Origin of the sequence: Glutamicibacter sp. NPDC087583 (assembly GCF_044743685.1) — a bacterium.
Classification (GTDB): Bacteria; Actinomycetota; Actinomycetes; order Actinomycetales; family Micrococcaceae; genus Glutamicibacter.
Genome location: NZ_JBIUWY010000007.1, coordinates 112,421 through 133,081, shown reverse-complemented (window position 1 = coordinate 133,081; position 20,661 = coordinate 112,421). Strand labels below are relative to the sequence as shown.

21 protein-coding genes are annotated in these 20,661 nt (G+C 61.3%); 13 read left to right on the top strand and 8 right to left on the bottom strand.

Translation table 11 applies throughout. The features are described 5' to 3' along the window. Window positions 1-107: 107 nt before the first annotated feature. Complete coding sequence (locus tag ACIOU9_RS15820; RefSeq protein WP_105657979.1) at window positions 108-1,100, top strand: ankyrin repeat domain-containing protein; 993 nt, start codon at window positions 108-110, stop codon at window positions 1,098-1,100. A gap of 3 nt (window positions 1,101-1,103) precedes the next feature. On the opposite strand, the gene ACIOU9_RS15815 is transcribed toward ACIOU9_RS15820, so the two are convergent. Beyond that, complete coding sequence (locus ACIOU9_RS15815) at window positions 1,104-1,514, bottom strand: YchJ family protein (RefSeq protein WP_181148880.1); 411 nt, start codon at window positions 1,512-1,514, stop codon at window positions 1,104-1,106. A gap of 220 nt (window positions 1,515-1,734) precedes the next feature. Here ACIOU9_RS15815 and purS point away from each other — a divergent pair, with 220 nt between their 5' ends. The 5 genes from purS to ACIOU9_RS15790 all read left to right on the top strand — a co-directional run bounded on the left by purS (window position 1,735) and on the right by ACIOU9_RS15790 (window position 7,026). Next, the gene (gene purS / locus ACIOU9_RS15810) at window positions 1,735-1,986 is read left to right on the top strand and encodes a phosphoribosylformylglycinamidine synthase subunit PurS (protein ID WP_102598679.1); all 252 of its coding nucleotides are present in this window, start codon (window positions 1,735-1,737) and stop codon (window positions 1,984-1,986) included. After that, complete coding sequence (gene purQ, locus ACIOU9_RS15805; protein ID WP_402697504.1) at window positions 1,986-2,738, top strand: phosphoribosylformylglycinamidine synthase subunit PurQ; 753 nt, start codon at window positions 1,986-1,988, stop codon at window positions 2,736-2,738. The genes purS and purQ overlap by 1 nt, the downstream gene beginning before the upstream one ends. Next, the gene (gene purL, locus ACIOU9_RS15800; protein ID WP_105657977.1) at window positions 2,735-5,050 is read left to right on the top strand and encodes a phosphoribosylformylglycinamidine synthase subunit PurL; all 2,316 of its coding nucleotides are present in this window, start codon (window positions 2,735-2,737) and stop codon (window positions 5,048-5,050) included. The genes purQ and purL overlap by 4 nt, the downstream gene beginning before the upstream one ends. A gap of 244 nt (window positions 5,051-5,294) precedes the next feature. Next, window positions 5,295-6,338, top strand: coding sequence for an LLM class flavin-dependent oxidoreductase (locus ACIOU9_RS15795; protein WP_332595241.1), 1,044 nt, complete (start codon window positions 5,295-5,297; stop codon window positions 6,336-6,338). 16 nt (window positions 6,339-6,354) lie between these two features. After that, window positions 6,355-7,026 (top strand): NADPH-dependent F420 reductase, encoded by a 672-nt coding sequence (locus ACIOU9_RS15790; protein WP_388024568.1) that lies wholly within the window; start codon window positions 6,355-6,357, stop codon window positions 7,024-7,026. Here the strand turns inward: ACIOU9_RS15790 and ACIOU9_RS15785 are convergent. The 3 genes from ACIOU9_RS15785 to ACIOU9_RS15775 form a co-directional block, all read right to left on the bottom strand. Continuing rightward, entirely contained in the window at window positions 7,018-8,400 is a 1,383-nt protein-coding gene (locus tag ACIOU9_RS15785) for an FAD-dependent oxidoreductase (protein WP_388024570.1), read from the bottom strand. The two genes, ACIOU9_RS15790 and ACIOU9_RS15785, sit on opposite strands and share 9 nt — an antisense overlap. 153 nt (window positions 8,401-8,553) lie before the next feature. Then, a complete protein-coding gene (locus ACIOU9_RS15780; RefSeq protein WP_105662391.1) occupies window positions 8,554-9,183 on the bottom strand; it encodes a cysteine hydrolase family protein in 630 nt (209 codons plus the stop codon). A 60-nt stretch (window positions 9,184-9,243) separates the two neighbouring features. Further along, complete coding sequence (locus ACIOU9_RS15775; protein ID WP_388024655.1) at window positions 9,244-10,299, bottom strand: LLM class flavin-dependent oxidoreductase; 1,056 nt, start codon at window positions 10,297-10,299, stop codon at window positions 9,244-9,246. A gap of 103 nt (window positions 10,300-10,402) precedes the next feature. Here ACIOU9_RS15775 and ACIOU9_RS15770 point away from each other — a divergent pair, with 103 nt between their 5' ends. Continuing rightward, a complete protein-coding gene (locus ACIOU9_RS15770) occupies window positions 10,403-10,999 on the top strand; it encodes a CGNR zinc finger domain-containing protein (protein WP_332728319.1) in 597 nt (198 codons plus the stop codon). Window positions 11,000-11,134: 135 nt separating this feature from the next. Here ACIOU9_RS15770 and ACIOU9_RS15765 read toward each other — a convergent pair whose 3' ends face one another. Further along, the gene (locus ACIOU9_RS15765) at window positions 11,135-11,482 is read right to left on the bottom strand and encodes a zinc ribbon domain-containing protein YjdM (protein ID WP_332595209.1); all 348 of its coding nucleotides are present in this window, start codon (window positions 11,480-11,482) and stop codon (window positions 11,135-11,137) included. A gap of 207 nt (window positions 11,483-11,689) precedes the next feature. Here ACIOU9_RS15765 and ACIOU9_RS15760 point away from each other — a divergent pair, with 207 nt between their 5' ends. The 6 genes from ACIOU9_RS15760 (at window position 11,690) to ACIOU9_RS15735 (ending at window position 19,384) form a co-directional block, all read left to right on the top strand. After that, the gene (locus ACIOU9_RS15760; RefSeq protein ID WP_388024572.1) at window positions 11,690-12,883 is read left to right on the top strand and encodes a siderophore-interacting protein; all 1,194 of its coding nucleotides are present in this window, start codon (window positions 11,690-11,692) and stop codon (window positions 12,881-12,883) included. A 112-nt stretch (window positions 12,884-12,995) separates the two neighbouring features. Then, on the top strand, window positions 12,996-14,762 hold the full coding sequence (locus ACIOU9_RS15755) for a lipase family protein (RefSeq protein WP_388024574.1): 1,767 nt from the start codon (window positions 12,996-12,998) through the stop codon (window positions 14,760-14,762). A 154-nt stretch (window positions 14,763-14,916) separates the two neighbouring features. Continuing rightward, window positions 14,917-15,942 (top strand): Fe2+-enterobactin ABC transporter substrate-binding protein, encoded by a 1,026-nt coding sequence (gene fepB / locus ACIOU9_RS15750; RefSeq protein ID WP_286172249.1) that lies wholly within the window; start codon window positions 14,917-14,919, stop codon window positions 15,940-15,942. A 142-nt stretch (window positions 15,943-16,084) separates the two neighbouring features. Next, the gene (locus ACIOU9_RS15745; RefSeq protein ID WP_388024577.1) at window positions 16,085-16,792 is read left to right on the top strand and encodes a DUF1524 domain-containing protein; all 708 of its coding nucleotides are present in this window, start codon (window positions 16,085-16,087) and stop codon (window positions 16,790-16,792) included. Window positions 16,793-16,962: 170 nt separating this feature from the next. Beyond that, window positions 16,963-17,175, top strand: a complete 213-nt coding sequence (locus tag ACIOU9_RS15740) for a hypothetical protein (RefSeq protein ID WP_105657967.1) — start codon at window positions 16,963-16,965, stop codon at window positions 17,173-17,175. A gap of 175 nt (window positions 17,176-17,350) precedes the next feature. Beyond that, window positions 17,351-19,384 (top strand): bifunctional UDP-sugar hydrolase/5'-nucleotidase, encoded by a 2,034-nt coding sequence (locus tag ACIOU9_RS15735; protein WP_133834327.1) that lies wholly within the window; start codon window positions 17,351-17,353, stop codon window positions 19,382-19,384. Window positions 19,385-19,454: 70 nt separating this feature from the next. Here the strand turns inward: ACIOU9_RS15735 and ACIOU9_RS15730 are convergent, their stop codons facing one another. From ACIOU9_RS15730 to ACIOU9_RS15720, 3 genes are read right to left on the bottom strand one after another with little or no spacing between them, the layout of a single operon-like run. Next, entirely contained in the window at window positions 19,455-19,778 is a 324-nt protein-coding gene (locus ACIOU9_RS15730) for a putative quinol monooxygenase (protein WP_105657965.1), read from the bottom strand. Window positions 19,779-19,782: 4 nt separating this feature from the next. After that, the gene (locus tag ACIOU9_RS15725) at window positions 19,783-20,202 is read right to left on the bottom strand and encodes an MmcQ/YjbR family DNA-binding protein (protein ID WP_133834326.1); all 420 of its coding nucleotides are present in this window, start codon (window positions 20,200-20,202) and stop codon (window positions 19,783-19,785) included. A 10-nt stretch (window positions 20,203-20,212) separates the two neighbouring features. Continuing rightward, window positions 20,213-20,629, bottom strand: a complete 417-nt coding sequence (locus ACIOU9_RS15720; RefSeq protein ID WP_133834325.1) for a CoA-binding protein — start codon at window positions 20,627-20,629, stop codon at window positions 20,213-20,215. Window positions 20,630-20,661 lie beyond the last annotated feature (32 nt).

Below are 20,661 nucleotides of genomic sequence, written 5' to 3'. Positions count from 1 at the left end.
TTTCAGCTTTGGCCGCTAAGCTCTCAATTGATCAAAAGTTACTGAGCAGAATCCCTGCATGATGCGAAAGCCATACGGGGAAGGGTTGTTTAACCGCGAAAGGACAGATGGCACTTCATACCGGGCTATCCACGCATCGCCGTGGCATTGCATTGCTTGCACTCCCCCTTGCTGCCGTGATCGGCGCCTGCACGAGTTGCGCCGCTTCTTCACCCCAGGCTCATGAAGTTTCTTCCACCCCGGTTCCCGCCCCGTCTTCCAGCAGTGCCACCGAAAAATCCCTGCCCGCTCCGAGCAAGGCCGCAGCAAGCTCCAGCGTCCCGCTTCCGGCTCCAACCGGGAACAATGCCACTGCTCCCACCACGACTCCGAGCAATTCAGCCAAGCAGCCCGCCGGCACTCCGGCCAAGCCCGAAAGCTCCAAGACATCGCTGTCGCCCCTGGCCTCGGGTGCCAACACTGGTGCCTCCATCAAGGCGCTTCCCAGTTCAGCGGCCGAAATGTCCAAGGCCACCACGCAGCTGTTCGCTGCAGTGAATCGAGGCAAGCTGAAGGACGTCAAGTCAGCACTCAAGGATGGAGCTGACCTCGACGCGCAGGACGAGGCCGGTCGCACCGCGCTGATGCGTGCAGTCATCAACAAGAACCCTGCCATCGCCAAGACCCTCTTCGAAGCAGGCTCGGATCCCGACAAGAAGGACGACTTCTACGAGTCGCCGTTCCTGCGCGCGAGCGCCAATGGCCAGGTTGAAACGCTGAAGCTTCTCATTGACGGCGGGGCCGACCTCACGGCGGTAAATCGCATGGGCGGGACCGCCTTGACCGTCGCCAGCGAGAATGGCCGGGTTCAGGCCGTGCGCCAGTTGCTCCGCACCGATATCCCGGTAGACCAGGTTAATGACCTGGGCTGGACGGCCCTGCACGAAACCATTGTCCTGGGCCAGGGCACCGCCAATGCCATCACCATCGCGCGTTTGCTGATTATCAACGGGGCAGACCCGCATTTGGAGGACCACTCCGGTTCTGATGCATTCAAGCTAGCGCGTGAACGCCAACAGAGCCAGATGCTGACCATGCTGCAGGCCGCAGCCAAGCGCTGAGTCCTAGAGGGCGTCGAGGTAGAACCAGGCGCCGTCCTGCTTCACGAAGGTGCTGACCTCATGCTGCTGCGCTTCATGCCGGCCGTCGCGATAGTTGGCAGCGAATTCAACCACCCCGCGGGAGGCCGCCGCGCCGCCAGCACGGGTTGAAATGATCTCCAAGCCGGTCCAGCGCATCTGCGAATCCACGTCCAGTTCCTTGGGCCTCGTGCTCTCATGCCAGGTCGCCAGCAAATACTGCGACAGCCCCAGCACGAAGGCGCTGTAGCGTGAGCGCATCAGCTGCTCCGCGGTCTGCGGCAGCAAGGAGCCATCTTCCCTTCCGTCATGCAAGGGCTTGCAGCAGTTTTCGTAGGACGGCTTCACAGCGTCCAGGGCTCGGCAGGCGCAGACGGTTTGACTAGCATTTTTCACAGTTTCAGCATACGCGTCGAGCGCGCTTCGACAACCCGTGAGCCTAAGATCACATGACTTAAACCGCAGGATATCGGTGCTATCGCGCACAGGGACGTTTTCCCCATCACATTCACGGGTAGACTATGAAGGCAAGCTCGCGGAGCGCCAAATCCCCCTGGTGTGAGACGGCATCTCCGTGTGGCATTTAACTTAACCTCGCCAACAGGAGATATGCCGGATGCCCCGCATCGTTGTAGATGTCATGCTCAAGCCAGAAATCCTTGACCCTCAGGGCAAGGCCATCGCGGGAGCTCTTCCCCGCCTAGGCTTCACCTCCTTCGAAGCTGTCCGCCAGGGCAAGCGCTTTGAACTGTCCGTGGACGGCGAGGTGACCGAAGAAATCCTCGCCCAGGCTCGCGAGGCTGCAGAAACCCTGCTTTCCAACCCGGTGATCGAAGATGTCGTCAACGTCGAGGTATTCGAAGACTAATGAGCGCCGAACTTCCCCTGATTGGCGACTATTCAACGCCAAGCACTGCACTTTCCGGAGCGCGCATCGGCGTGGTGACCTTCCCGGGCACCCTCGATGACCGCGACGCCGCTCGCGCCGTGCGCGCAGCCGGTGCCGAAGCGGTGTCCCTGTGGCACGCCGACACCGACCTGCAGGATGTCGACGCCGTGGTGATCCCCGGCGGCTTCTCCTACGGCGACTACCTGCGCGCCGGCGCGATCTCCCGCTTCGCACCGATGATGGCGAAGATCGCAGATGCCGCGAACTCCCATGCCAAGCTGCCCGTGCTGGGCATCTGCAACGGTTTCCAGATCCTCACCGAGTCGCACCTGCTGCCCGGATCGATGATCAAGAACGACCACTTGAAGTTCATCTGCCGCGATCAGCTGCTGCGCGTGGAGAACAACCAGACCGCATGGACCAACGGCTTCGAAGCAGGCCAGGAAATCACCATCGTGCTGAAGAACCAGGATGGCCAGTACGTGGCCGACGAGAAGGTCCTGGACGAGCTCGAAGCTGAAAACCGCATCGCGTTCTCCTACGTGGGCTGGAACCCGAACGGCTCGCGCCGCTCGATCGCCGGCGTGAGCAACAAGGCCGGCAACGTTGTCGGCCTGATGCCGCACCCGGAGCACGCCATTGAGGCCGGCTTCGGCCCGGACCACCGCGGCACCGACGGGCTGGCATTCTTCACCAGCGTTCTGACCCACCTTGTTGGAGGCAAAAAGTGAGCCAGGAAGCCACTAAGGAATTCAATATCGACACCGTCGATAACGCAGCGGGCACCCCGGATGTAGAACTGCCATGGGCAGAGCTGGGCCTGAAGGACAACGAGTTCGCCGAGATCGTGAAGATCCTGGGCCGTCGTCCGACCGCCGCTGAATTGGCCATGTACTCGGTCATGTGGTCCGAGCACTGCTCGTACAAGTCCACCAAGAACCACCTGCGCCAGTTCGGCCAGAAGGTCACCCCGGAAATGAAGAAGGACCTGATGGTCGGCATGGGCGAAAACGCCGGTGTCACCGACCTGGGCGACGGCTGGGCCGTGACCTTCAAGATCGAGTCCCACAACTCGCCTTCCTACGTCGAGCCGTACCAGGGTGCCGCTACCGGCATCGGCGGCATCGTGCGCGACATCATCTCCATGGGCGCCCGCCCGATCGCCGTGATGGATCCGCTGCGTTTCGGCGCGATCGACCACGAGGACTCGCAGCGCGTCGTGCACGGCGTGGTCTCGGGCATCGGCGGCTACGGCAACTCGCTGGGCCTGCCGAACATCGGCGGCGAAACCGTCTTCGACCCGATCTACCAGGGCAACCCGCTGGTCAACGCACTGGCCGTGGGCGCACTGCGCCACGAGGATCTGCGCCTGGCCAACGCCTCGGGCGTGGGCAACAAGGTCGTGCTCTTCGGTGCGCGCACCGGTGGCGACGGCATTGGCGGCGCGTCGGTGCTGGCCTCGGAGTCCTTCGACGACACCAAGCCCTCCAAGCGCCCTGCGGTGCAGGTGGGCGACCCGTTCGCCGAGAAGGTGCTCATCGAGTGCTGCCTGGAACTGTTCAAGGCCTCGCTGGTCGAGGGCATCCAGGACCTGGGCGCCGCAGGCATCTCCTGCGCCACCAGCGAACTGGCTTCCAACGGCGAAGGCGGCATGCAGGTCGAGCTGACCAACGTGCTGCTGCGCGATTCCACCCTGACCCCGGGCGAAATCCTGATGTCGGAGTCCCAGGAACGCATGATGGCCGTAGTCACCCCGCAGAACATCGAAGCGTTCGAGGCCGTCATGGCCAAGTGGAACGTGGAGTACTCCTGGCTGGGCGAGGTCACCGACACCGATCGGCTGATCATCACCTGGAATGGCGAAGTCATCGTGGATGTGGACCCGAAGACCGTCGCCCACGACGGCCCGGTCTACGACCGCCCGTATGCCCGCCCGCAGTGGCAGGATGCGCTGCAGGCTGACACCTTCAAGTCCTCGGAAGCCGGCGCCAACCTGCCAGCTACCGGCGAAGAGCTGAAGGCCGCCGCCCTGGAGCTGATCGCCAGCCCGAACATGTGCGACAAGTCCTGGATCACCAACCAGTACGACCGCTACGTCGGCGGCAACACCGCGCTGGCCGCCCCGGATGATGCCGGCGTGATCCGCATCGACGAGTCCACCGGACTCGGCGTGGCCATCGCCACCGATGCCAACGGCCGCTACACCTACCTGGACCCGTATGCCGGCGCCCAGCTGGCGCTGGCCGAGTCCTACCGCAACGTCGCCACCTCCGGTGCGATCCCTGCGGCGGTTTCGGACTGCCTGAACTACGGCTCCCCAGAGGACCCGGATGTCATGTGGCAGCTGGCCGAGGGCATCCGCGGCCTGTCCGATGCGTGCATGGAGCTCGGCGTCCCGGTCACCGGCGGCAATGTCTCGCTGTACAACCAGACCGGCGACAAGGCCATCCACCCAACCCCTGTGGTGGCGACCCTGGGCAAGTTCGACGACGTCGCTCGCCGCACCCCTTCGGGCTGGCGCGAAGAGGCCGACGGCCAGGCCATCTACCTGATCGGCACCACCGCCGATGAGCTGGACGGCTCGGAGTTCGCCAACCTGCGCGGCCACCTCGGCGGCCTGCCGCCAAAGGTCGACCTGGCTGCCGAGAAGGCACTGGGCGCAATCCTGATCAACGCCAGCCGCGACGGCATGATCGACGCCGCGCACGACCTGTCCGAGGGCGGCCTGCTTGCAGCGCTGTCCGAGATGGTCCTGCGCTACGGCGTTGGCGCCCGCGTGGCCCTGGACGAGATCAAGCAGCGTGACGGCATCGATTCCTTCACCGCGCTGTTCTCGGAGTCCCAGGCACGCGCCTTGGTTGCCGTTCCACGCAGCGAAGAGGTCCGCTTCAACGACATGACCAGTGCCCGCGGTGTCACCGTGGCCCGCATGGGCATTGTCGATGCGCAGTCCGGCGTCCTGGAAGTCCAGGGCGAGTTCACCGTTTCGGTGGACGAGCTGCGCGAGGCTTCCGAGGGCACCATGAAGAAGTACTTCGGCTAGTTTCTGGCCCACCCCTGGACGGCGGTTCTCCTCATCGAGGAGAGCCGCCGTTTTGCATGCCTGGATGATGTGGCGCTAAGCAGTGCTCCAAGGTCTGCTCCAGCCCCGAGTCCGATGCGTTCTGGCGCCTGTGCGGCTGGGCTGGAGACCGGTCGAGGCGCAATCTCCGGATATAGTTGACACGTCAATAACTTTGAGTCATGATTGATGCATCAACAAAGTTCTGGACTACAGGGAGCACGCAATGAACGCCTTCGAGAACATCGAATTCGGCCTCGACACCTTTGGCGACGTACCCAGCGACAAGTCAGGCAAGCTGGTAACCCATGCCCAGGGCATCCGCGCCACGGTCCAGGAAGCCATCGCGGCCGATCAGGCCGGCGTCGATGTGATCGCTGTCGGCGAGCACCACCGCCCCGAATACGCCATCTCAAGCCCCGAGACCGTTCTGGCGGGCATTGCCACGGCGACCGAGCGGATCCGCCTCGGATCCGGCGTGACCGTGCTGTCTTCCGACGATCCGGTCCGCGTCTTCCAGCGCTTCGCTACTGTGGATGCCTTGTCCAACGGCCGTGCCGAAGTCATGCTGGGCCGCGGCTCCTTTACCGAGTCCTTCCCGTTGTTCGGCCATGACATGGCTGACTACGAACTGCTTTTCGACGAGAAGATCGACCTGTTCCACAAGCTGCTCGACGAGAAGCCGGTGACCTGGCAGGGAACCAAGCGTGCACCGCTGGAGGATATGGAAGTCTTCCCGAAGACCGAGTCCGGCCGCCTGAACACCTGGGTGGGCGTGGGCGGTTCCCCGCAGTCGGTCATCCGCACGGCGCACTACGGATTGCGCATGATGCTCGCTGTCATCGGCGGGTCCCCCGAGCGCTTCGCACCCTACATCGACCTGTACCGCCGGGCCAACGACCAGTTCGGCCACCCAACCCTGCCGGTGGGCCTGCACTCCCCTGGCTTCGTGGCAGATACCGACGAGTTGGCCCGCGAGCACATGTTCGACGCCTACAAGGAACAGCGTGACCGCATCGGCGCGTCCCGTGGCTGGAGCCCAATGGGCCGCGGTGAATTCGAGCACGAGATCAGCGAAGGCTCGCTATACGTCGGCTCGCCGGAAACCGTGGCCCGCAAGATCGCCAAGACCCTCAAGACCTTGGATATCGGCCGTTTCGATTTGATCTACTCCGGCGGCGCGGTAGAAGTTGGCGCCCGCTTGCGTGCCGTGGAACTCTACGGCGAAAAGGTCATCCCGCTGGTACGCGAAATGCTTTCCGAGAGCTAGACCCGGATTCGAAGACATGCCTGAAGGAGAGAAAATGACACAGCAGACCATCGGCATCCTCGGCGCTGGAAAGATCGGCACGGTTCTTGCCCGCCGCGCCTTGCAGGCCGGCTACAAGGTGCTCATCGCCGGCTCCGGCGACCCCGGCGCCATTGCCCTGACCATCGAGATCCTGACTCCGGGCGCGCTGGCCGTGGATCCGGCAACCGCCGCGCGGGAAGCCGACATTGCCATACTGGCCCTGCCGCTGGGCAAGTACCGGAATATTCCGGTTGCCGAGCTCGAAGGCAAGCTGGTCATCGACGCCATGAACTACTGGTGGGAAACGGATGGCATCCGCGAGGACCTGAACGGCCCTCAGGTCTCCACCAGCAAGTTGATCCAGGAGTTCCTGCCAGGTTCGCGGATCGTCAAGGCCTTCAACCACATGGGCTACCACGACCTCGAGGACGAGTCCCGTCCGGCCGGCGCCGAGCACCGCAAGGCCATCGCGCTGGCCGGTGATCTGGACTCCGACGTTGACCAGGTAGCACTGATCGTTGATGATTTCGGCTTTGATCCGCTGCCGATCGGCCCTTTGGCTGAAGGCTTGCGCCTGCAGCCGGGCCAGCCTGCTTTCGGCGCGAACAAGCCGCGGGCCGGGCTCGCAGCGCTCATCGATGCCGCGCAGGTCCAGGCCTCAGCCTAGCTGCGCGAGCACCTCGTTCAGCGCTTCGGTGGACGAGGGGTGGGTGAAGATCTGGTCGCGCAGTTCAGCGGCAGTCATGTGCTGCCGCATGGCCAATGCCACCAGGTTGACCACTTCCTGGGAGTCCACGTGCATCAGCGCCGCTCCGAGGATCTTCTCGCTGCGCGCATCGACAACGAACTTGATGATGCCCCGCGGGTCGCCCACGATCTTGGGGCGCGGCATGGCGGCGATCTCGGAAACTTTCTTCACCGCGATCCTGACCTGCAGCCCCTGTTGTTCAGCCTGCTCCTCGCTCAAGCCGACGCGAGCCAGCGGCGGGGTGGTGAAGATGGTGTACGGAACAGCAACCCGGTCCTTGGTGCTGCGTGTTCCGTCTCCCAGCAGCCCGCTGGCCACGACCCGGTGATCGTCGAGCGAGACATAGGTGAACTGGGGACCGCCGTTGGCGTCGCCCAGGGCATAGATGCCCTGGACATTGGTGGACAGGAACTCGTCCACCACGACTTCCCCGCGGGTGCCCGTCCGGACCCCGGCGGCTTCCAGCCCCAGGCCGGCAGTATTCGGCACCCGCCCCAGGGCAATCAGCACCGCATCCGCCTTCAGCTGGTGCATCCGGCCCTGGCGTTCGTAGCTGACGGTGGCGCCATGCTCGTCCTGGCTGATCGAACGCACCGAAGCAGAACTGGTGATCACGGCGCCGGCGTCTTCCAGGCAGGACTGGACTTCCCGGGCCACATCCGGGTCTTCCTTGGACAGTGCACGGCTTCCGCGATCCAGCACCGTGACTTTCGATCCGAACTGGGCAAACATGGAGGCGAACTCGATGCCGACATATCCCCCGCCCACCACAGCCAGGGTCTTGGGCAGCTGGGCATGCTGGATCGTTGTGGAATCATGCACCCGCCCGCCGATCTGCGCCCCTTGAATGTCCGGGACCGCGGGAAGCGCGCCGGTGTTGATGATGATCTTCGCCGCGCTCAGCTCCAGCTCATCGGAACCGGCAGTGACCCTGACGCTTCGAGGTCCGGTGAATGCGGCCTTGCCGTTGACCAGCAGCACCGACTCCAGGTCGTCGAGCATGGAGAAATTCTTAGCGCGCATCATGGCAGTGAGCTTGTCCCGGCGCTGGACGGCGGCTTGGAAGACCTGCTGGTCGTATCCGGCGCCATCGCGGGATTCGGCATCGTGGATCAAGGCCTTGGTCGGCACGCAACCGATATTGATGCAGGTACCGCCATGCATCTGGGTGGACTGCTCGATTAACGCCACCCGCTGCCCGGCCCGGGCCAGGGTGCCTGCCAGGGTCTTGCCGCCTTTGCCCCACCCGATGATGATCGCGTCGAGTTGTCCGTCCGCGCTTGCTGAACCCACGATGAACTCCTAGCTCTTGCCGCCTTGTCCTAGCACGAGTCTTGTTCGCGCAGGCCGCTTGCGTCAACCTTTGCCCGGACAGCCCGGAGATGAAAAATGGCGGACCACACCTTCTACAAGATGCGATCCGCCAGTTACAGGACGCTCACCTGGCTATTGGCCGGCACGGCCACGAGCAGCTGATTCGATGAGGTTATCGCCGGGCAGTGCAGCACCCGAGGCCACTGCCTCGATCCAGGTAGCGGTCGGGGCCACCGCAGCCCAGCTGGAATTCAGCACGGCCATCAGGGTTTCATGCACCTGCTGGGCGGGGATGGAACCGGCAGCGTTGACAATGTCGATCGCGCCGGTAGCATCGGAGAGCACTTCCACGGCGAACCCCAGCGGTTCGGCAGCCGCGGCAGAACCGATCACGCAGTTATTGGTCATGTAGCCCACCAGGGTCAACGTGGTGATTTCACGCTCGCGAAGCCACTCTTCCAGGCCTGTACCCGCGAAGATGCTGGCATAGTTCTTGGAGAATTGGTGCTCTGCAGCTTCCATCCGATCCTGGATCTGCGGGTGCAGGGCATAGGTAGCGGATTCCGGGGCGAAGACGGGGAATCCCTCGGGCGCTTGGTGCTGCACGACAACCACCGGGATCCCGGCCTTTGCCGCTTCGTCCATGGCATTGGCGATGGTGGCTACCGACTGCTCGCGATCCGGGTACTGGATCTGCAGCAGGCCATCAAAGTATTCCTGCTGTGCGTCGATGACGATTAGTGCTCTGCGTGGTGCGGACATAGTGAGTTCCTCTTTCCGATGTGTCGAGATGGCGCCATACGGCACCGGGTGTTTCAGGTTTTATTTAGCCGGCCGGTAGTGCTGGGCCATGAGCTGCACGGTTTGCACCGCTGCGCCAGGGGTGTGGCTGCCAAGGACCATCATCAACTCATCCGCTCCGGTCCACTGCTGCAGCGCTTCCAGGCGCTGGGCCACTTCGGAAGGCGTGCCGGCCAGGGTGCGGTTGGTGTACATGTCAATGATCGCTCGCTCATTGAGCGTGGCCGGATATCCTGCGACCTCCTGGGCGGATAGCAGTGCAAAGGGTTCACGCTTGAACATCCGCAGCATGGCCATCGCCATAGTCGAGGCCTCGGCACGGGCGTATTCTGGATCCTCGGCCGCGATGACGCTTTGGCTGATGAGCACGTACGGACGGTCGAGCACTGCCGAAGGCACGAAGTTCTCGCGGTAGATGCGCAGCGCGGTGTCGATATCGGCATCGCCGAACTGCAAGGCGAAGGCGTAGGGCCGGCCCAGCCGCGCGGCCAGCTGCGCCGAATACGGCGAGGAGCCCAGGATCCACAACGGGGTCTGCGTTTCCGGTGCGGGCAGGCGGTTCTGCTCGTTCTGCCACGGGCCGGGCACTGCATGGACTTCGCTGTAGGGGTGCCCTGCAGGGAAATCATCATTCAGGAATCCCACGAGCTCGGCCAGTTGCTCGTCGAAGGTTTCGTTGGATCCGGTTCCGCGGCGCAACGCGGCCGCGGTGGCCCCATCGGTACCTGGCGCGCGCCCGACACCCAGGTCGATGCGCCCCGGAGCCAGCGCTTCGAGCATGCCAACCTGCTCCGCGACCACCAGCGGCGCATGGTTGGGCAGCATCACTCCACCCGCGCCCAACCTGATCCGCTGGGTGTCGGCGGTAAGCCGGGCCATCATCAGCAGCGGCGATGCCACGGACAGCGCGGGCATGGCATGGTGCTCGGACATCCAGAAACGGTGATATCCGGATTGATCCGCAGCCTTGGCGATATCGATGGTGTCCTGCAGGCCATCTTGGGCGGTTTGCCCTACACCGGGTCCGCCTCCGGTGTGAACCGACAGGGCGAAGGGAGCGGAGCCGAATCGTGGCACTGGCTGCAAGGCCAACCTCTTTTCTCATGTTATTTCAATTTTTTACCGTGATACACACACTAGCAGATGATCACGGTAAAACAATACTGATACCATGAGGAACATGTCCCAGATGCCCCTTCCCCCGAGCCCCGGAACCGCGCAGCACTGCAGCATCGATCTGGCCAACAGCGAAATCCAGCTGCCTGGCGGCAAGAGCTTCGACGCGCTGGCTAGCCCGGAGGACACCACGCAATGGCTCATCGTGCGGGGTCTCGTGCCCCAGGAAGCGGCGCTGCAAAGCTATTGCCAGAATCGGCTGGTCACCCTTCGCAGCCAGATCAGGAAAGCTTTCCATGCCAGCGCAACGGGCACGCCCGTGGCCCGGGAAGTGCTGCAGGGCATCAACGCCGCACTGCTGGCAGCACCGAGCACCCCATTGCTGCACCATGAGCCGGGCAAAGGATTCTTCCGCGCATTGGAACACCCCGCCACGCAATTGACCGAGCACGCCATGTCGCGACTTGCCGAGGACGCCGCAGCACTGCTGAGCAGCGAAGAAGCGGGCCTGCTGGCCCAATGCGAGGCCGAGCCATGCACCCGCTACCTGCTCAAGACCCATGGCCGCCGGCATTGGTGCTCCACGCGTTGCGGTGATCGCGTGCGGGCGGCCCGTTCGTACGCCAAGAAGAAGAGCCAGCAGGATTCTTCTGCCGCCTAGCCCATGGCCTGAGGATTCCCGCCAGCGGCGCAGCCGAGCACCTTGCATGCCGTGGCACGTGCCAAGCAGCATGGAACACTAAAGGCTCCCACCATCCGTAGATGCTGGGAGCCTGAGGAACTGCGGGCGGAACGCCTAGATCTTCTTGACGATGGAAGACTTCAGTTCCATCTGGCCGAAGCCGTCCACCTTGGCGGCGATATCATGGTCGCCAGAGCCTTGGACCAAGCGGATATTGCGCACCTTGGTTCCAGCCTTCAGCGCACTCTGCGCGCCCTTGACCTTCATGGTTTTGGTGATGCTGACGGTATCTCCGTCCTGCAGCGCATTGCCGACAGCATCCTTGATCACTGCTTCGACAGCTTCGGCTACTTCGGCCTCAGCGTTCCATTCATGTGCGCACTCTGGGCAGACCAGCAGGGCATCCATTTCGTAGGTGTACTCGCTGGAGCATTCAGGGCACGGTGGCAAGGTATCAGACATGAAGCTGATTTTAGTGACCGGATATGCCCCATGTCGAATGAATCGGATATCGAATAATCCCCGGAATTCCGCGCTGGAAATGGCACGAACCCCAGGCCTTGAACACTTCCTGCCCTCCAGCTTGAAATTACTTGTTTTCCACGCCGGATATACCCCATACTCAGGCATACAGGCTGGTGCCCACACCGGCCGGGTTAGGGGCACACCATGTCTAAGCACCACAAGTACAAGAGCTACGGTCCGCAGTACACGGTGACGCCAAGGGAAGGGCTCACCCTGGAAATCCTCGCTCAGGCCGAAAAGGCCGGGGCAAAGGCAGGATACGCGATGGCCAAAGAGCAGCTGTACCGGAACATCGGCAACAGCTCTGTGCTCAACGAGCAGGAAACCGACGAATTGCTGGCCGCTGCCGAACGTGCCGGCGCCGCGGCGGCACTCACCGCGGCACGCAAAGTCCTGGATAAGACACTGCGCACCTCGTTCAAGCACTACCACCACTCAACGGCGCAGGGGCCCGCGCAGCAGCTTGCCCCGCAGCCATTTGCTCCTGCGCAGACGCGCAGCTACTCGGAAACCTACGAGGAGCCCTTGGCCCAGCACACCCCCGCCTTGGGATATCTGGATCCGCCAAGGGAAAAGGTGGATCAGCACATTCTGACCATCACCCGGGTAGAACAGCTGAACGCCCAGATGGTGCGCATCATTGCCGGCGCCCCCGATCTGGATGGCTACCGTTCCAACGGGGCGATTGATGAATACGTGAAAGTCTTTGCCGCTGACCCCGCCCTCGGATTAGAGCCTCCCTATGATCTGCGCGCCTTGCGGCAGCGCCTGCCCCGCGACCAGGTTCCGCGTTCCAAGTCGTACACGATACGTTGGATCAACGCGGTTGTGCCGGAAATAGCGATCGACTTCGTAGTTCATGGGGAGCCTGGGACTGTTGGCCATTGGGCCGGGACAGCGCAGCCCGGGGACCCACTGGTTATTTCCCCCTCACGGAGCAAGTCATCATTGTCGCTGAATGCCGACTACTACGTGCTGGCCGCGGATGAAGCAGGCATCCCGGCGATCTGCAAAGCCCTCGAAGCATTGCCCTCGGATGCGCGCGGTCTAGCGTTGCTCGAAGTTGCCGATCAGAACGCAATGTTTGACGTGAAACATCCTCCAGGCGTTGATTTACGCTGGGTGCCGCGTGACGGCGTTCCGGCGGGCCGCAGCTCACTGCTGGCCGATGAGCTCCGTTCCTTGCCGCTGCCCCATCTGCGGCTTGGGCTAATCGCTCATGCCGAGCGTTCCACGGTCAAAGAGATCAGCCAAGTTGCGCGGCACTGGCACCTCGACAAGCGTTCCTCCCACATTTCCTCTTACTGGACCCTGCGCGAGGGGAGATTACGCCGCTAAAAGCTGGATCAGAGTGATCCGCAGCATCACAACGGCACGCACAGGGACAAGCTCTTTAACTCCGGATAACCTTGGAAGCATCGCATCCGCACTGGTTATCCGAGGAGTGTCCATGGCTCAGCCCGATAGCACCAGCAACTTCGCGCGCTTTCTCGGCGGTGTTTTGCTGATTGCCCTCGGACTCGTCCTGATGCTCAACTCGGCGAGCGCGGTCCGGCTGATTATTTGGCTGCTGGGCGCTGGCCTGTTGATTGCGGGCCTGGTGCGCCTTGCCGAGGCTCAACAGGACTCCGTTCGCCGCTGGCCAGTGATGCTTTCTGGCGGCCTGCTGGCGCTCAGCGGGGTCGCCCTCCCGCTCTGGCATCGCGCCAGCTTGCCGGTCCTGGCTTTGGCGACTTCACTGGTTCTTCTCCTGGGCGGAGTGCTCAGACTTGCAGCGGTGCTCCGCGGGCAGCGGCAGCATTCCTTCCGCGGCGCTCTCACAGCACTTGCCGGTGTCTTTGGCGCGGCTCTGGTGATGTTTTGGCCCAGGCTTTCCTTGTGGGTGCTCGGCGTCGCTTTCGGCGGCTGGTTATTCCTTTTGGGAGTCCACTGCTTGTGGTCTTTTCTCCGGCCTCGCCTTCCGGCAATTCCTGGCTGGCTCCGCGCTGCGCGTAGCGCTAGCCTGACAGGATTGAGCGCCATTGGCCTCGTCGCCGTGCTCGGACTCGGAACGATCACCGCTTTTCTGCATAGCCAAAGCGATACGGCCGCCGCGGATGATTTCTATTTGCCGCCAGCTAGCGTTCCTGCTGCCCATGGCCAGTTGCTGCGCGCGGAACCGCTGGCCAAGAGCACTCTGCCGAACACTCTCGCCTGGCGAATTCTGTATACGACGCAAGGTCACGATGGCTCTCCTGCAATAGCTTCGGGCGTGGTGACCGTGGCCGAGTCCGCCACGGGAACCCTACCTGTCATCTCATGGGCCAATGGGACCAAGGGCGTCATGTCCCAGTGCGCGCTGTCCATGGGACCGAATCCTTATGATGATGGTCCAGCTGCTGCCCGTGAAACCATGTTGGCTGGCGGATGGGCAGTAGTCGCTACCGATTACGTCGGCTTGGGCACCGCCGGCCCTCATCCCTATTTGATTCCGGCTGCCGAGGCGTACGCGGTGCTTGACGCGACTCTTGCTGCAGGTCAGCTGCAAGACCTGCATTCACGAGGAGTCCGGCTAGGACAGTCCAGCGTAGTGTGGGGCCATTCCCAGGGCGGGCATGCGGCTCTGGCTACGGCTGAAGCCGCCGGGGACTACGCTCCGAACCTGGAGATTCTCGGCATCGCCGCCATGGCCCCGGCAACCAACCTTCCGGAATTGGCCGAGTCGGTTGCTGATACCGCGGCGGGAAAAATCATTTCCAGCTACATTGCCGCCAGCTGGAACCAGCTGTATCCGGATCTGGGCATCGACGAGCGGTTGACGACCCGTTCTCGCATGGCGGTAAACCAGCTATCCCAGAATTGCTTTTCCGGTACGGGCGCGCTGACCGGCTTGGCCCAGGCCAGCCAGCTCTTCGAACCGATTCTCAGTTCCGAGGCTCTCGACGGCCAGCTGCACTCGGTGCTGAAACGCAATTCGTCCATCGTTCCGGCGGGCTACCCGGCGTTCATTGCCCAGGGCGCTGCTGATTCATTGGTCTTGCCCTCGATGCAGCGCGAGTTCTTCAGAAGTTCTTGCACCCCGGATGCCCAGATTGGTTACCTCGAGTACTCCGGACTGGACCACATGCCGCTCGTCGGGGCAGACTCGGCACTCAATGAAGATCTTGTCGCCTTCACCCACTCGCTGCTTGAGGGGAAGCCAGCTTTCCCTGAAGGCTCCACCCTGTGCAGGAAATAACCGTTTGCGATGCCACTCTGATTCCTTTTGTTCTTGTACCAGCGCACGGGCCCGTGTCTGGGGAACATAAAATAGGTTCGGAAAGACTTCCAGTAATTCATTGCCGTTCAATGCCGCCTAGCCATTTTCTGGCCGTCGGCCCAGGAGAATCCTAGTGCGTCCCAGCTTGTCCCGAATCGCAGTTGCCTTGTGCCTTGGCATCTTGGCCTTTTCCCTTGGCTCTTGCGCGGCGTTACCTGACGAGCAAGGGAGAGATGCGGGCACCGCGGCATTTGAAGCCGGGCATTGGCCACGCACCTTGACTGATTCAATGCATGACCCCATACGGATCCCGGCAAAACCTGAACGTATCGTCTCGACCTCGGTAGGACTCACGGGTTCACTGCTGGCCCTGGACGCGCCGGTCATTGCCAGCGCAACGGCGCCGGCGGGGCCTGATACCGATGGCGACGGTTTCTTCAAGCATTGGGCTGATGTTGCCTCGGACCGCAAAGTTGATCCGCTCTACGAGATCGGGAAGTTCGATCTGGAAGAAATCGAGGACCAGAAACCCGACCTCATCATCGTGGCGGCAACAGGAGCAGACTCCGAAGTCGACAACGTAGGTGCGCTGAGGAAGATTGCACCAACCATTGTCGTGGACTACGCAGATAAGGACTGGAACGAACTTTCAAAGTTGCTCGGGGAAGCCACTGGTACCGAAGAACGAGCACAGCAGAACACTGCAGCCATTAACGAACGGGTTTCAGCACTGAGAAGCATGCTGGCAATCCCATCCGGAACCACGGCTTCAATCATTTCCTACGCAGCCCATGGCATATCCCCGATCGCTAAAACCACCGGGCCGCATGCGCAGCTGTTCAGAGGACTCGGCTTCACGGTGGTATCCACGCCAAAGAAGTTCGACACTTCCACACAGCCAAGGGAAGATTTCAGTTTCGTCAGCTACAGGGATCTGCCAGCAACGCTCACTGGAGATGCCACCTTCCTCTTGGCCGCAAACAAGAAAGCGACCACGGCATTTACCTCGGATGAATCACTAGCCCAGCTGCCATCGGTGCAGAGCGGCAGCGTCTTTCCGCTCACCACTGCCCACCTTCTGGACTACTACGCAACCCAGAAGATCTTGGACTATTTCGAACACGATTTTCCAGGTCTGGGCTCTTCTGAGCTCGAGTAGCAGCATTCCTTGAAGCCGGTACATCCGACCTCACGCCACAACACGGATCATGGACGGCTAAATGGTCCGCTCCACTGCCTATAGTTCAAGTCAGAGCATCTTCTAGCTCAAGCACCAGCCACCTTAGGAGTAGTACTACCGCATGCGTTCGCTGCGCCGCACCTTATCTTTGTTCGCCCTCCTGTCCACCCTGGTTCTGAGCTCGTGCTCTTCATTGGAGACCATTGAGTTCCCGCCCCTTCCTGATGCCCAAGCCGCACCGACGCCAAGCACCGCAGAACAACGTGATATCTACGCAGAATCCCTTGAACTGCTCAATGAAGTTACGGTCAAAGGCCGCGCACCAAAAACCGGCTACGACAGAGCGGAATTCGGCAAGGGATGGAAAGATCCGGACCGCAATGGATGCGATGCGCGCAACGACATCCTCTCGCGTGATTTGGTGGACGTGACATATAAACCGGCCACGCGACCCTGCGTTGTATTGAGCGGAACGTTCGATGATCCCTACACGGGCAAGACCATCGAATTCAAGCGCGGCCAAGGCACCAGCACCTCCGTGCAAATCGACCATGTTGTCGCCCTGTCCGATTCCTGGCAAAAGGGCGCGCAGCGCTGGGATGCCGAGATCCGCTTGGAATTTGCCAATGACCCGCTGAACCTGCTGGCTTCCGATGGCCCCACTAATGCTTCCAAAGGCGACAAGGACGCGGCATCATGGTTGCCACCCAACAAGAGCTTCCGTTGCACTTACGTCTCGCGGCAGACCCAGGTAAAAGCCAAATACGACGTTTGGATGACCAAGGCAGAGCACACCGCGATCGGGAACATCCTCAAATCCTGCATCTAGCAGTCAGGCAGCTTCGCCGGCCCTCATAGCCGTACGCAGGACATCGCACGGAAACATCCACCTTAAGGCTTATCGTCAAATCGATGGACTTGTGGCAAAATGGATATTATTCAACACGTTAGCGATTATGTTCTGCGATGGCTTGGCCTGATCCTCTACTGCAAGGGCGCATGATGAAGACACGAATCCCCGGAGTCCTCCTACTGGTTTCCAGCGTGTGCATCTTCAGTTTTGCACTGACCACCACGCAGCGCGAGGCAGCCACTGCCTGCTGGGTCGTCTCCACCCTCATGTTCATTGGAGCAGCCATGCTGCTGCTGAGTGCGATCCTTGGAACTTCCACCGTCACCGCAGGTGACCCGCGGCATAAGCGTCAGCAATAACTGCATACTCCTCTAATCAGAAGCAACCTCTTGGCCTATGGCTGGGAGGTTGCTTCTGTTGAATAACCGACAGTACTTGTACTTCTGCACCTAAATTTAACGCCAAAGCATCGACAGGTTCATTCAGATGCGATAGACATATGTCTTGTCACACTCGTCACTTTTAGGAGTACCCATGCCTGCATTCAGGCAGATAAGAAAACTCGGTCTCGCTTCGCTGGCAACGATTTCGCTGGCCGCCACCGGTGCCGCAACAGCTCAGGCTACATCCACGCAGAGTGCTTCCCTGTCGCCAGCCGCGGGTACTGAAGCCGTCACCATTGATCTAGTTGGCATCAATGACTTCCATGGCCGCATTTCTGCTGACAGAAGCTCTGCCGGCGCTGCTGTGCTGTCCGGTGCTGTAGATGGAATGCGTGCAGAAAACGAAAACACCCTATTCGTCTCCGCCGGCGATAACATCGGCGCCTCAACCTTCGCTTCCGCCTCGCAGGATGACGAACCAACCATCGCTGCCCTGGGTGCTGGCGGCCTGGATGTCTCGGCAGTAGGCAACCACGAGTTCGACAAGGGATTCGCGGACCTGACCGGACGCGTCATCGACAGCTACGCCGATTCCAGCGGTGTCAACGGCGCAGACTTCGCACTGGGCGCCAATGTCTATGAAAAGGGCACCACGGCTCCTGCCCTCCAGGAATACGCGATCCGCGAGATCTCCGGTATTTCCGTGGGCTTCATTGGCACCGTTACCGAAGACATGCCTTCACTGGTTTCCCCAGCTGGCATCGCCGACCTGGATTTCGGCAGCGAACTGGAAGCAGCGAACCGTGTAGCTGAGCAGCTCTCCGATGGCGATGAAGCGAACGGCGAGGCAGATGTAGTGGTGCTGCTGACCCACAACGGTTCCGCTGGCGATCAGTGCGCAGATATTGCCGAAGAAGACAGCGCCTATGGCGAGCTCGTTCGCGAGGCCAGCAACGAGATCGACGCGATCTTCTCGGGCCACACCCACCAGTCCTACGACTGCGAAATCGCGGGCCGCCCGGTGATCCAGTCCCACCAGTACGGCACCACTTTGGGCAAGGTTTCCTTGCAGGTAGATCCTGAGACTGGCGAAGTCACCGAGGCCGCTACCGAGCGCATCGCCTTGGCAACCGAGGGCGCTGACGGCGAATGGGTGGGCAACTTTGATGCCAATGCCGAGGTCGCAGAAATCGTTAGCGCCGCTGAAGCGGAAGCTGAAGTGGTCGGCAGCGTGAAGATCGGCGCCATCTCTGAAGACATCCTTCGTGGTGGAGAAGAACCCGGCCAGGACCGAGGCGTTGAATCCACCCTGGGCAACACCGTAGCCGACATCCACCTATGGGCTACCTCTAATGAGGATTTCGCCAGCGAACCAGCCGAGATCGCATTCATGAACCCAGGCGGCCTGCGTGCCGACCTGCTCTACGGCCAAGATGGCACAGTGTCCTACAAGGCCGCAGCCGAGGTCCAGCCATTCGCCAACACCCTGATCACCTTCAACCTCACCGGGGAGCAGATCCGCGAGGCCCTGGAGCAGCAGTGGCAGCCTGCAGGTTCGGAACGCAACAAGCTGCATCTGGGCATTTCCGAGGGTCTCGCCTACACCTACGTCGAGGATGCTGCCCAGGGCGAGCACATCAAGGACATCACCTTCAAGGGCGAGCCGCTGGACGAGGAAGCAACCTTCCGTGTCGCAGCCAATGCATTCCTGGCTACCGGTGGCGATAACTTCGCCGCGTTTGCCGCCGGCACCGATCATGCTGACTCCGGCCAGATCGATTTGGACGCCACCGTGAACTACTTCAAGGCACATGACGTTGTTGAGCCGGCTCCGCTGGGCCGCGCGGTCCTGCAAGAGCCTGTTGCGCCAACGCAGTCGCCGGATCCTTCGGATGAGCCAACCGGGGAGCCAACTGAATCGCCGGAACCATCTGAGGATGCAACCGACGACGCGACCGAAGAACCTACCAGTTCGCCAGAGCCAACTGGGGACGCGACCCGGTCCCCTGACTCGTCTGGCGAGCCTAAGGACGAGCAGAAGGATGATTCCCAGAACCGGGACTCCGAAGATCTAGCCGATACCGGATTCGGCACCAGCTGGATCGGCATCGTCGCCGGTGTCGTTGTCCTGGCAGGCATCGCCTTGGTACTGATACGCCGCTTCGGCAACAAGGCCGGACGCTAGAGCCCAAGGGCAAAGATAAAGGCAAAGGGAAGAACCAAGAGGTTCTTCCCTTTGCCTTTGTCCCAATAACTTAGTCGATGACCAGTTCGCCCATGGAATCCCAGCCTTCGCCGTCTACCTTGCGGGAAACGATCTTCGGGGTGGAGACCAGGTGTGGTCGCATGGACTCAAGACCGGCTGCGAAGTGGGCGGAGTTCACGTGGTTTGCCGCGGCTTCGTCATCGCGGAAGGCCTCAACCAGGACGAATTCGTTGGGGTCTTCGACGCTCACGGACCAATCGAAGAAGATGTTGCCCTCTTCGGCGCGGGTTGCCGCGGTGAATTCAGCGACATGGCCCATGAAGTTCGGGGTGGATTCTGGCTTTACTTGGTATTTAACAACGATGAAGTACATGTCTCTAGTCTAGGGTTCCCTTGTTAATTGCGCCTTGCAAACGAATGTATTCTTTATCCCTTAGGGGCATGCCGTCGACCACTAAATCGTATGAATCCTCGATGAGCTCGCCCATCAGTTGCGGGTCGAGTCCTGCACGAACCGAATTCCAGTGCTTCTTATTCATGTGATAGCCCGCGGTGATCTGCGGATGCTCGCTGCGCTGCTGGTCTGCCAGAGCCGGTTCGCATTTCAGGTTCAGCACCAATTCGCCTTGCAGGTGCATGAGCAACCCAAATATTTTGCCTTTGCCCGGATCCCTGCCCGCCACCTTGAATACGGTGCTGTCAGGGCCAAAGGGATAATCGGCGTAAGCGCACGGCATGCGCAGGCACAGCTGCGTCCACGCATTTTCCAATTCTTCTTGCCCAGCTGTTGTTGCCATCAATGCCTCGCTAGCGAAATGGGTACTCGATCTTGGGACAGGTATCCATCACTACATCCAGTCCCGCATCCTTGGCCCGTCGGGCGGCGGCTTCGTCAATGACGCCCAGCTGCAACCACACCGCCTTCGCTCCCACGGCGATGGCTTGGTCAACGATGTCTCCCACCTTGGAAGAGTTCACGAAGCAATCCACCACGTCAATGGGGCCTGGAATGTCAGCAAGCTTCGCGAAGCCCGCTTCGCCCATTACAGTTTCCGCGCCTAACGACACCGGAATAATCTGCATCGACAGTTCATCACGCAGGAAACGGGCGATGGACGGAGCTACGCGAGCAGGGTTGTTGGTCAGCCCGACAACCGCCCAGCGTCCAGGCGTGCTCAACAGCCTGCGGATTGTTGCCGAATTATTTACGTGCTGCGTGTCCATGCACGACACCATACCGCGTCGCTGGCACTTTT